Genomic DNA, 14,098 nt, shown 5'->3' on the forward strand with positions numbered 1-14,098 from the left:
ACCGATGAACACCAAAACCCTAATCGCCAGCCTGGCCCTCGTTGCCGGCATTGCCGGGATCAGTCCACTTGTTCAAGCGGCGCAAACCTCGAACGAACCTGCCGTCCAGTCGCCGACCAGCGACCGTGAGTTGAAGGTCAACGACCGGGCCCCAGACGTTTATCAGCGCAGCGACAAAGCGTTGAAAAACTGGAAACAGAAAGGCTTGAAAGCCCCGGTCGATCAGGCGCAGTGGGTGCAGATCAATGACAAGTACGTGATGGTCATGATCACCAATGGCACCATCGTTGAGATGCAGCCTGTCGAGCGTTAATCACCGGACTCAAAGGCCCTGCGCATGCATCCGTGCAGGGCTCTCGCCCCCCAAACGATACTGATTATTCCCACTGCGCTTGGCCTCATACATCGCCAGATCGGCAATGTGCAGCAGCCGATCCATGGTTGGCGCATGGTCCGGAAACACCGCGACCCCAAGGCTGGTACCGACATGGCGCTGGTCGTTGCCGATGCAGATCGGTGGGGACAGTTCGATGAAAATTTTCTGACAGATGCTGCGGGCTTCGTCCTGCAGGTTGAGGCTCGGGGCCAGGCCTTGCAGAATCACCACGAATTCGTCGCCGCCAATCCGCGCGACGGTGTCGGTGGCGCGCAGGATGCGTTTCAGACGAGTCGCAGTGGTGATCAGCACGCGGTCGCCGGCGGCATGACCGTAGTGGTCATTGATCGCCTTGAAACCGTTGAGATCGATAAACACCAGTGCCACCCGGGTCAGGCTGCGGCGCGCCTGTTCCAGTGCTTCGGATAAACGCTCCTCGAGCACCAGACGATTGGGCAGACCGGTCAACGGGTCGAAGTGGGCGAGGTGCTGGAGGTAACTCGCCGAGGCTTTCTCCTCGGTAATGTCGCGCACCACGCCCATCATTTTGATGACGGCGTCGTGGTCGTTGCGCACCACATTACCAGTCTCGCGGAGCCAGCGAATCGTGCCGTCGGGCCAGACCACGCGGTATTCCTCATCGTGGTTTTCACCGGTCTCCAGGCAACGCAATTCACCGTCGCGCACTCTGACGCGGTCGTCCGGGTGCACGCAGGAGCAGAACAGCGCATAAGACGGCGTGATCTCGCCGATCTTGAACCCGAACATGCCATAGATCGCGTCTGACCAGTACAGCCGATCGGTGTCGACTTCCCAATCCCAAGTGCCGATCCGCGCAAAATATTGGCTGCGTTTGAAACGCTCGGCGTCACCGTCCTGATGGATGTTCTGCCGTTCGGCGGCGCGGGTCAGCAACTCGCGGTATTCGTCCAGTTGCTTGCGCAAACCGCGCGCTCGCCAGATCAAGACGACGATCAATCCAATCATGACAACGCCAAGGGCAAGGCTGATCCAGAGGTAAGTCATTCGGGAACTGCCAGCATGAAGAATCGATCCGTGAAGTAATGGCGGTTGGCTATCTTAATGGGTTGTCAGTCACTTCGGATACAGCGCCAATTTTCGTCAATGAGTTGCGAACAGCCGACATTTCTGGGAAAACGGCGGCCAGTTGAGCAATAGAGTGAATGTCATGAATGATGAACTGCAGGTAATCGATCTTCAGGTGGGCGAGGGCAAGGCTGCCGTCAAAGGCGCGCTCATCACCACCCACTACACCGGCTGGCTGGAAGACGGCAGCGAGTTCGACTCTTCCCACAGCCGAGGCAAACCTTTTCAGTGCGTGATTGGAACGGGCCGGGTGATCAAGGGTTGGGATCAGGGGCTGATGGGGATGCAAGTGGGCGGCAAGCGCAAACTGCTGGTGCCGGCGCATCTGGGCTATGGCGAGCGGACGATGGGCAAGATTCCGCCACATTCGAATCTGGTGTTCGAGATTGAGTTGTTGGAGGTTTTGACGCGGGACGATTGAGGCGAATAAACGCCGATCAATCAGTGTCCATGCAACCTGTGGCGAGGGGATTTATCCCCGATGGACTGCGCAGCAGGCCTTGTTGGGGCATTGCTCCGCGATCCATCAAGCCCTCGCCATTTTTACTCAGGCAACCATCGCAATCTCGGTCAACGTGTCAGCCACTGTCCTTTCAAGTGACGGAAACCGCCGTTTCACCCGCTGCAGCGCGGGCAGCACAGCCTCCATCTCAAGCTCATCGAGTTTCCCGAGAGCGGCCACTGCCGAGGCCACAATTGTTTCTAGCTTGCTGTCATTCCTTAAAGCCTGGTAGGCCTTGAGCTGCACGCCATTCCTTCACTGTTCGTGTTACACCTTCGGCAGAGTTGTCCGCCCCGGGTTCCGGGTGGAAAATCAGGTCGTAGCCATCTGGATGCCCCGCAAGTCGACTGAACTTTTCAAGCAACTCGCCAAGCTCTTCGTCCGTGCCTCCTTTGTTAACGACACGTATATTTTTGATAAAGGCAATGAATTCGGCTTCGGTAAAGTCAGAAATATTTTCCATGCTGTGCCTATTTCCTTCTGTGAAGATCAATGTGATTTCGTGGGGTGTTAACCCTTAAGTTATCCACGTCATAGACCGCGCCGCCATCTTTAATTAGCTCGACATGGTGTATTTCATAGGTAACCCGTTTGCCTACCGAGTCTCTGAATCGAACAGTAGGGGCGTTACCAGTTAGCACACGCGCCTGATCGTCCGCACTCAGTTGGCTAAATAGCTCAGGATCGTTGCTAACTGCTCTCCAGAACGCACCTCTGAAAGTATCGAAGCTTTTAAAGGTTTGTCCTCTTAATGAATCCGCTATTCGGGTAGGGATAGGTGCACCTAGCCCTGTTGTAGCGCCAGCAAGCCATATACCAGAGACATCCTCGCCGCGACCCGTGACAACGCCCGGTGAGTAGCGAGCGCTGATGACAATGTATAGCGGCTGTATGCCAGAATCCGCCGGGAACACGAGGATGAAGTCTTTGTACTCGGGCGGATAGATCGGGTTGACGATGATGCTATCCGCTTTTTCGGACGGCGGATAAATCCAGATCTGCGGGGCTTGAGGTGCACCCTCTAACGGTGGGATGCCTGACGTGCTGGACGGGTCAACGGCTGGTGTCCAGATCAGGGTCACACCATCGCCAAAGTCCGCCACTTGTTGAGAACCTTGCTCCACAAATTGCACAACCGGAATCATCTCCCAGTCAGTGCGGTTCTGGGTGTTGTACCCATACCCTTTCAGAGTGCCATCTGCTTGCTGTTCTACGTGAATCCGAACCCGTGTGCGGCCTTCCTTTAACGCCTTCAGTTGCTCTTCGGAGTACAAGCTGCTGTCTCCGAGATTACCGGGCACCATCAGCCCGATAGCGCCCAGTAAAGAGCCAAGAACTACGCCAGCAGTAACTATTCCAGCTCCCGCACCCGCAGCTCCCGCAGCACCTGCACTCGTTGCAGCATTCCCGCCAGCAACAGCAACTCCGGCAGTACACAGGCCACCACAAGACGCACCAGCAGCCGCAGCACCACCTAATAGAAGGCTGCCCAGTGCAGTTGGTAGAGCGTTACCACTGATTTTCTTGAGCGGGATGTTCCCGTCTGCATCCGTTTCATTGCCGCCGAGAATGGCAAACTCGCCGTAGTTAGCCACCTTCTCGACGGGGACGAATCCGGCTGGATTCTTGTGGTCGATCACGCCGTCTGGAAGATCGCAGCTCTTGGCGAACACACACCCCAAGCTATTTGGCTTGGCTTCCTCTTTGGGGGGAAGGTCTTTGTAATCAGCCCAACGCTGGGCGTGCATATCAACAGGCTCAACGCCGCTGTAGCGGTAGCCCTTTGGTGGGTTGGGTACATAGCCAGACATGCAGCTTCCTTTCTTCCTTTCTTCCTTGGTGAGTTCCAGCCGAAGCTGGGGCAGCATTGACGTTATCCAGAAGTGAACGCGGTGGCTGTAGGACTAATCCCAAAAGCCTTGCAGATGGTTCCCTGTATTTCGTGTCGTTTGCTGAGGGGCGAAGGATAAACTCTTGGGGAAAGCGTTTGAATGGTGGCCACTAGCTATAAAGTGGTGGATTTCGCGACTGTATTCTCTGCTAACCTCCAGTGCTTGGGATTCTTTTAATCAGAAAATACAGGCGTAAGAATGAGTAAAGTCATCAAGTGGATTGGTGTAGGTGTTCTGGTTCTGGTTGTCGCTGCAATTGCAGCCAACAAGATAGAGCAAACTAGTATCGCAACTTCAACCACAGGTTACACACGTGAGGGTGCTGTAATGCAAGTTACTATATGCAAGGCTTGGATTTATAACTGCTCGCGTAAAGTTGATTACAATGTTCAGAATCTTGATGCCTGTCTTTTTGTCGCTGCAATAGCTCAGCAAGGGTTGCAACGTCTTGCTTCCCCTTGGTATGAAACAAAGAACGCCGAGTGTGTAGCCGTTAGTGTCAAATGAACGGCCTGATTGGTTTATATAACAATGTTTTGAAAAGCTGCCTGATCATGATGCAAAAGCCCCGTTTCCGGGGCTTCCTCGTCTCAGTGAAGAGTTCCACCGTTGAGGTTCATCTCCAGCCATTTGTTCACGTCCGAGTCCCCGTGACCGACAGTCGCATCGATCTGGGAAACGTACAGGCTTTCGTCATGCTCGATGAAGGGTTTAAGTCGCTTGAAAATTTCCTTGGGAGTGCAGTCCGTCTGAATTGCGAAAACCGAAGGCGTAAGCCGAGTAGCTGAGAATTTGTAGATCTCAGCGATCAGCTGTTGACGTTTGGTGCCCAATTTACCTGCGTTGCAGGTGATAAGCAGAGTCGGCATGGCCGTAATCCCCATTGGTACAACATTAGGTTGTCGTTCCTGAGGAGACCAACGGGCCGAATCAATGGTTGCTAAACACATTCATCTTTGGCTCAATGATCAACCGTCAGGGCCGACGATTCATTTCGGTTTTAGGTTCTGGATTGGTGCGGGTGGATACGGTCTCGGTCGCCACAACTAAAGCCGTATTCACCTGCAAGCTTTCTTCCTTTCCCTGCCTCTATACGAGGCCCGATAGTCACCAAAAACCCCATATGTAGGGATGTTGCTTGGCGCTGGCTACAAGATAATGCGTTTTTGCGGGGCTTACAACGTACTGTCTGTGGATAACCCTGTGCTTAAATTGTGTAAGAAACCAAGAATTCCCGTGTAGGCCGCGAACCTGCTGAGCTGCACCGTTTGTCACTGTTTTTCAGTCGGAAAAGATGGTTTAGAGGATTTTTGCGGGCGCGAACCCTATCACAAGAAATTGACGCTCAGGGGCGGCATTTGCTCATTCCCCACATCACCTCTTTCATAATCACCGTAGGCATACCCGAGTGTCGGTTTGCTGTCCCGGTCGGCTTCATAGCGCTCGCTCAAGCATCGGGTGATCCTCTCGTGTTCAACCTTCAGTCCTGACAATTCGGCCACGCTCCCCTGGTACATCACGATCAACCCTGCAATGTCCTTATGGCTTTCAGCAAGTCGCGTTGACACGTTGTCAGCTCAGCTTCCAGTAGTAAGTTGTAGCGCTGGAGCATTTCCGTGTGCGTCGGCATTCCCAGCTCGAACCCCGTTTCATCGATCAACCCATCATCCACCATGCCCACGAAGTCGTCACTCATGCCGCTAACTCTTGCACTGTGTGTGCGTACAGTATGTGTGCCTTCAAGCGGCTTCAAGGGTTGTGTCGCTTGGGTGTGCCACATCGGTTCGTTTTCAGAGGAATGACTCTGTTAACATCCGCGAAATCGGGCGGGTACGGGAGTTCACATGCAGACGAGCGACGCAGCGCAGAGGTCGAGACTGAAGAAAATTCTGGGGTGGACAGGCGGCACCCTCGCGGCTTGGATCGCTACGAAAATCTTCGATAACTATTACGATGTTTCACTTTTCGGCTCCGCATCTACAGCTGTAGGTACTGGGTTGGCAAACACGTGGAGCTTGTTGGAGCAGTCTTTCCCCATTCAGCTTTGGATGCTTGTTGGCCTGACTATCTGTGTCTTGCTTCTTATCGGGGTTGGGCTTTGGGGCATCAACGATGCGAACCGAGCTTTAGAGGATGCTGAGAAAGAACTAAACACCGCTTATGCGAAGATTGCAGAGTTGAAAGCTCCGGCGTTGCTCCCTCTGACTACTGTGCAGGATAGGGTGATAGGGACTATTGCCATCTATGGTAGTGCAGGCAAGACGTGCCCAACGACGGCGATTCCGACTCACACCGGTCTTACGTTCTTGCAGACGGATGGCGCGTTAGATGTGCTTGAAGCAAGGGAAATGATTTCGTTCGAATACTCTGCATCCGGGAAATTCGTGGTCTTAACCGCCGTTGGCCGTGCGTACGTGCTGCATCCGGACTTCGATATCGCCGCCGCCACAGCCAAGTAACAATCGCCTGCGGCATCTGAGCCAAGCCCGTTTCGTTCGGGGTCATATCCGAAAAGGCTGGGATCAGGGGCTGATGGGCATGCAAGTGGGCGGCAAGCGCAAACTGCTGGTGCCGGCGCATCTGGGGTATGGCGAGCGGACGATGGGCAAGATTCCGCCGAATTCGAATCTGGTGTTTGAGATCGAGTTGCTGGAGGTTTTGACGCGGGACGATTGAGGCGAATAAACGCCGATCAATCAGTGTCCATGCAACCTGTGGCGAAGGGATTTATCCCCGATGGACTGCGCAGCAGGCCTTGTTGGGGCATTGCTCCGCGATCCATCAAGCCCTCGCCATTTTTACTCAGGCAACCATCGCAATCTCGCCCAACGTTTCTGCCACCGTCCGTTCCAGTGCAGGAAAACGGCGTTTCACCCGCTGCAGCGCTGGCAGCACAGCCTCCATTTCAAGCCCATCAAGTTTCCCTAGAGCGTTCACGGCCGAGGCCACAATTGTTTCCTGCTCGCTTTCAAACAACACCAGGCATGCGTTCTGCGCCCAGCGGCGATCCCGTTCGTTGAGGCCCATGGCGACTAATGCGGCGACGACGTGGGCATCTGTTTTATTGGCCATGTGAAATTCTCCTTTGCGTCGTTTTTCTTGTGGCGAGGGAGCTTGCTCCCGCTGGGTTGCGAAGCGACCCCAAGCCCCATCGATCCGGTTCGGATCCGGATTTTCGACTGCTGTGCAGTCGAGCGGGAGCAAGCTCCCTCGCCACGGGGACGCTTTTTCAATTGCTGATCGGGGGCTCGAGGTTGTCGAGGGCGCGGTTGACGGCGAGTTCGCCTAGCATCACCACTTGCTGGATGCCGAGCACGGTGTTGCGGTAGGGCGTGTCGAGCAGGCTGGCGAAGTCGCTGAGCATGATGCTGGCCGAGGCCATGGATTCGCAGGCGTGGGCCAGCAGTTCTTCGTTGTCCATGTTCGGGGCGACGACAAACATGTGGCTGGGTTTGCGCTCGGGCGGGGCTTGCGGTTTCAGGTAGTGATCGAGGGCGCGTTCGGCGGCTTCGTGGAGTTTTCTGGAATTGGGGTCGGAGTAGGGGGATGTTGATTCCGGGTCAGGTATTGCGTCCGCTTCAGGCGGATTTGGCGTCACTTTAAACATTTGCTGGGTAACCTCAATGAGGCTGACACGCACTTGCGACTAAACAATAGGTGGCAGCTGTACGCAGGTTAGTCGACCAGTACCCAAGCATTACTGGCGCGCCCGAAGGCGCCCTGCGCACAGCCGCCATTGAGCGCAGGCGTAGAGATGCCTGACTGAATAACAGCTTGCGAACTTGAGATAACACCGAGCGACTAAACCCGATCACTGATCATTCAGTGACGCGAGCCAAGTTACCGATGCCCCCCAAACCGCACAAGCCGGCGGATTCTGGCGCAGTTGTAGGCAAAGGCGCAAGGCGATGTAGCCTCTTGGATGATGCCGAAATGATGCTGCATTTTTCAGGCTGCGATCGCCAGCAGGCTGGCTCCTACAGGGGAATCTGCTTACGGCGCGGAACCCGAGCACCCACCGGAAAAATGTAGGAGTGAGCCTGCTCGCGAAGGGGCCGGTACATCCAGCATCTTTGTTTCCAGACACACCGCTATCGCGAGCAGGCTCACTCCTACAACGGGAGTGAGGTCGCTTTCCGCATCCCGTTCATCCTTTGAACACTCACCGAGCTTGCGATTGCCCAAGCCTTCGGCGACTATGCGCGCCACATAGGGGTAGGGGGTATAGGTATGTCGCACATTCATGAACACAAGGACGATCTGCTCAACCGTGTACGACGCATTGCCGGCCAGGTACAGGCCGTCGAGAAAGCGCTCGAGGGCGATGCCGATTGCGCCAAGACCTTGCATCTGGTGGCGGCGATTCGCGGGGCGGTCAACGGGTTGATGGAGCAGTTCATTGAGGCCCACACCCGTGAGCACGTGGCGCATCCCGATCTCACCGATGAACAGCGCGCTCAGGGCGCCGAAGATCTGTTGCAAGCCATCCGCCGTTATTCCAAATAGAGCATCCGTATCATGAGCCTGACCCCAAGTGCTGAGCGTTTCAGCCACGATCACCAATTCCTCGGCGCGTCTCACGACGAAAACGCCCGCCGCACCCTGTGGGTGGTGGCACTGACATTTGTGATGATGATCGGCGAGATCGCCGCCGGTTATCTCACCGGCTCCATGGCCCTGCTGGCCGACGGTTTCCACATGGCGACCCATGCCGGGGCGTTGGGCATTGCTGCTGCGGCCTATGGTTTCGCCCGGCGCAACGCCAACAACCGCCGCTACAGTTTCGGCACCGGCAAGGTCGGCGATCTGGCCGGTTTTGCTTCAGCCATGGTGCTGGGGCTGGTGTCGCTGGGCATTGCCGGCGAGTCGATTTTTCGCTTGTTTGAACCAACTACCGTGGCGTTCGGCGAAGCGACCCTGATCGCGATTGTCGGGTTGGGCGTAAACATCCTCAGCGCCTTCCTGCTGATTGGCCATCACGGCCACGACCATGGCCATCAGCATGATCACGCGCACGGCCACGATCATCATCACCATCACGACAACAATCTGCGTTCAGCCTATGTCCATGTACTGGCCGATGCCCTGACCTCGGTGCTGGCGATTGCCGCGTTGCTGGCCGGGCGTTACCTCGGTTGGGTGTGGCTGGACCCGGCGATGGGAATTGTCGGCTCCATTGTCATCGCGAAATGGGCTTACAACCTGATGCGCGACAGCGCTGCGGTGCTGCTCGACACCACCGACGAACCGGTTGCCGCAGAGATTCGCGAACTGCTGGAAACCTCGGACAACGTGCGCATCAGCGACCTGCATGTCTGGCAGGTCGGCCCGCAGGCGCGGGCGGCGATTGTCAGTGTGGTCGCGGCGGCGGGCGTGACAGCGGAGGCGATCCGCGAGCGGCTGGCGCCGGTGCATGAGCTGTCGCACCTGACCATTGAGCTGCGCAGCGCTTAAGGCTGCATTGCGCTGAACAGTGGAATCCGCCCATTGAGCGATGGGCGGTAATGCCACGTCAGTTGTTGCAGATTCATACCCTGATCAAGGATTTCTCTGACAGTCGCAGCGGCAATGCTCAACGCCAGCGTCTGCCCCGGACACTGATGCCGGCCGCTGCCAAAGCTGAAACTGCGCCGGTCAGGACGATCCAGCAGAAACCGCTCGGGCTCTGCATTCAACAAAGGGTCGCGGTTGGCCGAGGCCAGCAGCACCAGAATCACCTCACCGGCCTCAAGCCGCACGCCATTGATCTCGCAAGTCTGCGCGACAAAGCGCCGAGTGTTCTGCACTGGCGGATCAAAGCGCTGAACCTCGGCCAACAGTGCGTCCACTGAGGCATGGCGCAATTCGGGCTGACGTCGCAGCGCAATCAGTGCATTGCCGATCAGTCCCGCACTGGCCTCGAGCGTCTGCGAACAGAGGCCGATCAGGTTGGCAATCATGGTCTCCTCATCGCCATCAAATCGCTGCCCGACGGCCTTGAGCAAATCGCTAGGAGGTTCGGCCAGCAACTCGACGAAGTAACCGCGCAATTGCTCCGCCGCCGCATGCGCCGCCGCCAGTTGCAGGTCATTGCTCAGCGGCGACAGGCAGGCGACGAAGTCCGCGGTCAGATCACTGATCGCCCGGCCCTGCGCCGGGGTGAAGCCGAGCAGCGCCGCGACCACGCACACCGGGCCGCGAAACATCGCCTTATTTAAGCCGTCGGCGTCCGCTGTAATCAGACGCGCGGCCACCAGTGCGCGTACCTGCTCGTCATCTATCAACTGCAGTGACGGCTCGATTGCCGCACGCGGACAGCGCTGACGTTCGCCATCGTTCATCCGCATCAACTGCCCGAACACCTTGCCGGCCAGCCCCGAGGCAATCGCCTTGGGCACCGGTTCCTGCAACGGTCGCACCCGACAATCGGCATGCGTCAGCACCGCACGCACCGCTCGGGCGCTGCTGGCGACCCACAGCTTCAATCCATGATCAAAGGTCAGTCCGCCCTCGGCGCGCAGTTTGGCGTAGTAGGGGTAGGGATCGGCATGCGTCGCAGCGATGATCGGGTCCATGGTTCACAGCCTTGTGGTCGGGAAAGTGATGCGAGTATCTTCAGTTCGCAGCGACGACGATTCGTCGGGGAGCGAAATATGCACGCAGAACATCAAGACATCGGCGTTTCGCAGGTGGCGGCCGCCATCGCCGAACCGGCACGCACGAAAATTCTCTGCTCGCTGATGGACGGCCACGCCCGCACCAGCACTGAATTAGCGGCCGTGGCGGAAGTCAGCGCCTCCACCGCCAGTGCACATCTGGCCAAGCTCAAGGATCTGGCACTGGTGCGCCTGCACGTGCAGGGCCGCCATCGTTATTACAGCCTCGCCGATCAGCGGGTGGCTCAGGCGCTGGAAGCGTTGATGGTGATCGGACAGAACGCCGCGCCGGGCTTCAAGCCGCACACCCCGGATCGCCTGCAATTCGCCCGCACCTGCTACGACCACATGGCTGGGACGCTCGCGGTGTTGCTCCACGACCGTTTGCTCGAGGCGGGGTGGCTGGTGGAAACCGATGAGCGGGTTTATCGCTTGAGCGGCACCGGCGACGCGTTGTTTGCGAGCTTGGGAATTGAGGTGCAGGACTTGAGTACCTTGCGCCGCAAGTTTGCTTGCCCGTGCCTGGACTGGAGCATGCGCCGGCCGCATCTGGGCGGATCGTTGGGCGCGGCGTTGTTGCAGATGGCGTTGAAACGCAAGTGGGTGACGCAGGATCTTGATAGTCGAGCGTTGGCGCTCACCGTGGCGGGGCGAAAGGAAATGGGTAAGCGGTTTGGTCTTGAGTTGCCTTTAGACGCGAAGATCAAAAGATCGCAGCCTGCGGCAGCTCCTACAGTAATCGCGTACACCCGATAAATCTCGACCCTGCCCAATCCATGTAGGAGCTGCCGAAGGCTGCGATCCTTTGATCTTGAGCTTCTGCCCGACGAGGTGCGCTTCTGGCACCTTGTAACCCCGTGCTCGGACCTATACTGTATATCCACACAGTAAAGAGCCCGCGCCATGCAAATCATCGACAAGCTCAGCATTCTCGCCGACGCCGCCAAGTACGACGCCTCCTGCGCCAGCAGCGGTGCGCCCAAGCGCAGCTCCGAAGGCAAGAGCGGGTTGGGCTCGACCGATGGCATGGGCATCTGCCACAGCTACACGCCGGACGGCCGTTGCGTGTCGCTGCTGAAAATCCTCCTGACCAATTTCTGTCTCTACGACTGCCAGTATTGCGTCAACCGCCGCTCCAGCGATGTGCCGCGCGCACGCTTCACCCCCGAGGAAGTGGTCACGCTGACCCTGGATTTCTATCGGCGTAACTGCGTCAGCGGGCTGTTTCTCAGTTCGGGGATCATCCGTTCGGCGGACTACACCATGGAACAACTGGTGCGCGTGGCGAAGCTGTTGCGCGAGCAGCACGAGTTTCGCGGCTACATTCACCTCAAGACCATTCCCGAGGCCGATCCGGCATTGATCGAAGAGGCCGGGCGTTATGCCGATCGCCTCAGCGTCAACATTGAACTGCCCACTGATGCCAGCCTGCAAACCCTGGCGCCGGAGAAGCAGATCGGTTCGATCAAGCAGGCAATGAACACCATTTACACCGGCGTACAAACGGTGCTCAACGAACCGCGTTCGGCAAAATTCGCTCCCGCCGGGCAGAGCACGCAAATGATCGTCGGCGCGGATGACACCGACGACAGCACGATCCTGCACAGCGCCCAGTCGCTGTATGGCAACTACCGCTTGCGGCGCGTCTACTATTCGGCCTTCAGCCCGATTCCCTATAGCCCGAAAAGCGTGCCATTGGCCGCACCACCGCTGATGCGCGAACATCGTTTGTATCAAGCCGATTTCCTCTTGCGCAGCTACGGCTACAGCGCCGATGAGTTGCTCAAGGGCCCGGGTAATCTGGCGCTGGATATCGATCCGAAACTGGCTTGGGCGCTGCAGAATCGCGAGGTGTTTCCGCTGGACCTGAACCGCGCCGAGCCGTCGCTGATCGCACGAATCCCCGGCATCGGCCTGCGTACAACCGAACGTCTGGTGCAATTGCGCCAGCAACGGCGCATCCGCTACGAAGATGTGGCGCGCATGCGTTGTGTGCTGGCCAAGGCCAAGCCGTTCATCATCACCAGCGACTACCACCCGCAACAGGCCGAAGTCACCAGTCATATGCTTTACCAGCAACTGCGCGACCGGCCGCAGCCGCAGCAGATGGGGTTGTGGGGATGATCAATCTCGATTGCGACGACCTGTTCGACACCTGGCGCCAGCAGGCACGCTGGCTGCTCAGCCATGAAGTCGACCCGAGTCTGGTGAGTTGGGCGTCGGAAGGGGTGAGCGATCTGTTTGCCAGTGACGTTTCGGTGCCCGAGGGGCAGGGGCCGTTTCAGGCACGCATCCCCCGCGCACTGCTCGACACCCTGGAGCAAGCCGCGCGCTACCGGGGCGACCAGCGCTGGAGTCTGTTGTATGAAGTGCTGTGGCGAGTCAGCCATGGCGATCGCACGGCGATGATGGCCGGCGACAAGCTTGGCAGCGAGTTGCAGCGGCGGATCAAGCAGGTGCAGCGCGAAGCCCACCATTTGCATGCGTTCGTGCGTTTCATCGAACGCCCGCAGGATCAGCCAGGCCCGCAATACGTCGCGTGGCACGAACCGGCCCACGACATCCTGCACAGTGCCAGCGAACATTTCATCGGACGCATGGGCCGGCATCGCTGGTTGATCGCCACGCCGCGTGACGGGGTTTATTACGACGGTGAACAGTTGATTCATCAGCGCCAGTGCCCGGTGGAATGGCAGCAACTGGCGCAGAACGTCGATGATCCGCACGGCGAGTTATGGCTGACGTACTACAGCCACATCTTCAACCCGGCGCGATTGAACGAGAAGGTCATGCAAGGGCATTTGCCGATGCGGTTCTGGAAGAATCTGCCGGAAGGGGAGTTGATTCCCGGGCTGATTACCCAGGCGCGCACGGGCAAACAGCAAAATGGTCAGGCCAGCGGGATAGCCGCGCGAGCCGGCAAGCGAATTGCCTTGAAACAGAATGAGCCTGAGCAGGTCGATCAGCGGGTTGCCGATGCCATCAGCAGACCAAAACCGGCAAAGGTCACGCCCGAGACTTTTGCCGCCAGCCAGGATCCTTTCGGGCTCGACAGCCAGCCTTTGGCCGCATTGGCGAGCAGGGCGTAGCTGCCGTGCACCAGAATTACCAGCACCGCGTAAGAGGCCACCAGTTTGAAGAACTGCGGGTAAAAAACCTGTTCAGTGTCGATGAACTGCGGGAATACGGCCAGAAAGAAGAAGATCGCTTTCGGATTGAGAAACTGCAGGGACGCGGCTTCGAGAAAACGGTAGCCCGGACGAGAAGGGCGAACCTGCTGCAGGCTACGGAAACGATCTGAACGCCAGCTCTTGAAGCCCAAGTACAACAGGTATGCAGCTCCGGCGTATTTCAGCACGGTAAACGCCTCGGCCGAGGCGCTGAGGATCAAGCCGACGCTGGTGGCGCTGAGGGCAGCCACCACGAAAGCGCCCGAGGCGATGCCCAGAATGCCGGGTACTGCGCCGGTCCAGCCCAGGCGCACGGCGTTGGACAGGGTCAGCACCACGCCCGGGCCGGGGCTCAAAATGGTCAGGGCGGCGAACAGTACAAAGAGTCCGTAACTGTGCATGATGTTGCTCCGTCG

The 14,098-nt window shown here is 57.8% G+C and carries 17 protein-coding genes and 2 pseudogenes; 10 read left to right on the forward strand and 9 right to left on the reverse strand.

Annotated features, from left to right (window positions below; all coding sequences use genetic code 11):
• The first annotated feature begins 4 nt into the window (after positions 1-4).
• A complete protein-coding gene (locus E3Z29_RS14070; RefSeq protein ID WP_134786043.1) occupies positions 5-313 on the forward strand; it encodes an RcnB family protein in 309 nt (102 codons plus the stop codon).
• A gap of 9 nt (positions 314-322) precedes the next feature.
• Here E3Z29_RS14070 and E3Z29_RS14075 read toward each other — a convergent pair whose 3' ends face one another.
• Positions 323-1,402, reverse strand: coding sequence for a sensor domain-containing diguanylate cyclase (locus E3Z29_RS14075; protein WP_134786044.1), 1,080 nt, complete (start codon positions 1,400-1,402; stop codon positions 323-325).
• A 163-nt stretch (positions 1,403-1,565) separates the two neighbouring features.
• On the opposite strand from E3Z29_RS14075, the gene E3Z29_RS14080 reads away from it, so the two are divergent.
• Positions 1,566-1,904 carry an FKBP-type peptidyl-prolyl cis-trans isomerase gene (locus E3Z29_RS14080; RefSeq protein ID WP_134786045.1) on the forward strand — a complete coding sequence of 113 codons (339 nt, stop codon included), beginning with the start codon at positions 1,566-1,568 and terminating at the stop codon, positions 1,902-1,904.
• A gap of 292 nt (positions 1,905-2,196) precedes the next feature.
• On the opposite strand, the gene E3Z29_RS14090 is transcribed toward E3Z29_RS14080, so the two are convergent.
• A complete protein-coding gene (locus E3Z29_RS14090; protein WP_134786047.1) occupies positions 2,197-2,448 on the reverse strand; it encodes a bacteriocin immunity protein in 252 nt (83 codons plus the stop codon).
• A gap of 7 nt (positions 2,449-2,455) precedes the next feature.
• Positions 2,456-3,796: an S-type pyocin domain-containing protein gene (locus tag E3Z29_RS14095; RefSeq protein ID WP_134787567.1), complete on the reverse strand. Its 1,341-nt coding sequence runs from the start codon at positions 3,794-3,796 to the stop codon at positions 2,456-2,458.
• 279 nt (positions 3,797-4,075) lie between these two features.
• Between E3Z29_RS14095 and E3Z29_RS14100 the strand changes: the two genes are divergently transcribed.
• On the forward strand, positions 4,076-4,384 hold the full coding sequence (locus tag E3Z29_RS14100) for a hypothetical protein (protein WP_134786048.1): 309 nt from the start codon (positions 4,076-4,078) through the stop codon (positions 4,382-4,384).
• 83 nt (positions 4,385-4,467) lie between these two features.
• On the opposite strand, the gene E3Z29_RS14105 is transcribed toward E3Z29_RS14100, so the two are convergent.
• Both E3Z29_RS14105 and E3Z29_RS29400 read right to left on the reverse strand, forming a co-directional pair.
• Complete coding sequence (locus E3Z29_RS14105) at positions 4,468-4,746, reverse strand: hypothetical protein (RefSeq protein WP_134786049.1); 279 nt, start codon at positions 4,744-4,746, stop codon at positions 4,468-4,470.
• 653 nt (positions 4,747-5,399) lie between these two features.
• The gene (locus E3Z29_RS29400; protein ID WP_167734120.1) at positions 5,400-5,573 is read right to left on the reverse strand and encodes a hypothetical protein; all 174 of its coding nucleotides are present in this window, start codon (positions 5,571-5,573) and stop codon (positions 5,400-5,402) included.
• A gap of 148 nt (positions 5,574-5,721) precedes the next feature.
• Here E3Z29_RS29400 and E3Z29_RS14110 point away from each other — a divergent pair, with 148 nt between their 5' ends.
• Positions 5,722-6,336: a hypothetical protein gene (locus tag E3Z29_RS14110; RefSeq protein WP_134786050.1), complete on the forward strand. Its 615-nt coding sequence runs from the start codon at positions 5,722-5,724 to the stop codon at positions 6,334-6,336.
• Between the two features lie 40 nt (positions 6,337-6,376).
• Positions 6,377-6,553 (forward strand): annotated as a pseudogene (locus E3Z29_RS14115) (FKBP-type peptidyl-prolyl cis-trans isomerase); the annotation flags it as partial.
• Between the two features lie 126 nt (positions 6,554-6,679).
• Here E3Z29_RS14115 and E3Z29_RS14120 read toward each other — a convergent pair.
• Both E3Z29_RS14120 and E3Z29_RS14125 read right to left on the reverse strand, forming a co-directional pair.
• Positions 6,680-6,949, reverse strand: coding sequence for a hypothetical protein (locus tag E3Z29_RS14120; RefSeq protein ID WP_134786051.1), 270 nt, complete (start codon positions 6,947-6,949; stop codon positions 6,680-6,682).
• 157 nt (positions 6,950-7,106) lie between these two features.
• On the reverse strand, positions 7,107-7,484 hold the full coding sequence (locus E3Z29_RS14125) for a DUF6124 family protein (RefSeq protein ID WP_134786052.1): 378 nt from the start codon (positions 7,482-7,484) through the stop codon (positions 7,107-7,109).
• 623 nt (positions 7,485-8,107) lie between these two features.
• On the opposite strand from E3Z29_RS14125, the gene E3Z29_RS14135 reads away from it, so the two are divergent.
• Both E3Z29_RS14135 and dmeF read left to right on the forward strand, forming a co-directional pair.
• Entirely contained in the window at positions 8,108-8,383 is a 276-nt protein-coding gene (locus tag E3Z29_RS14135) for a metal/formaldehyde-sensitive transcriptional repressor (protein WP_134786053.1), read from the forward strand.
• Between the two features lie 12 nt (positions 8,384-8,395).
• Entirely contained in the window at positions 8,396-9,331 is a 936-nt protein-coding gene (dmeF, locus tag E3Z29_RS14140; protein WP_134786054.1) for a CDF family Co(II)/Ni(II) efflux transporter DmeF, read from the forward strand.
• Here dmeF and E3Z29_RS14145 read toward each other — a convergent pair.
• Entirely contained in the window at positions 9,328-10,431 is a 1,104-nt protein-coding gene (locus E3Z29_RS14145; protein WP_134786055.1) for a cytochrome P450, read from the reverse strand. The two genes, dmeF and E3Z29_RS14145, sit on opposite strands and share 4 nt — an antisense overlap.
• A 78-nt stretch (positions 10,432-10,509) precedes the next feature.
• Here E3Z29_RS14145 and E3Z29_RS14150 point away from each other — a divergent pair, with 78 nt between their 5' ends.
• The 3 genes and pseudogenes from E3Z29_RS14150 to E3Z29_RS14160 all read left to right on the forward strand — a co-directional run.
• Positions 10,510-11,268, forward strand: a complete 759-nt coding sequence (locus E3Z29_RS14150) for a helix-turn-helix transcriptional regulator (protein ID WP_134786056.1) — start codon at positions 10,510-10,512, stop codon at positions 11,266-11,268.
• Between the two features lie 147 nt (positions 11,269-11,415).
• Entirely contained in the window at positions 11,416-12,636 is a 1,221-nt protein-coding gene (locus E3Z29_RS14155) for a putative DNA modification/repair radical SAM protein (RefSeq protein ID WP_134786057.1), read from the forward strand.
• Positions 12,633-13,451: pseudogene (locus E3Z29_RS14160) on the forward strand (TIGR03915 family putative DNA repair protein); the annotation flags it as partial. The gene E3Z29_RS14155 and the pseudogene E3Z29_RS14160, both read left to right, overlap by 4 nt.
• 23 nt (positions 13,452-13,474) lie before the next feature.
• On the opposite strand, the gene E3Z29_RS14165 reads toward E3Z29_RS14160, so the two are convergent.
• Entirely contained in the window at positions 13,475-14,083 is a 609-nt protein-coding gene (locus E3Z29_RS14165; RefSeq protein ID WP_134786058.1) for a LysE family translocator, read from the reverse strand.
• Positions 14,084-14,098: the final 15 nt, after the last annotated feature.

It is taken from the genome of Pseudomonas sp. S150 (assembly GCF_004526365.1).
Classification (GTDB): domain Bacteria; phylum Pseudomonadota; class Gammaproteobacteria; order Pseudomonadales; family Pseudomonadaceae; genus Aquipseudomonas; species Aquipseudomonas putida_A.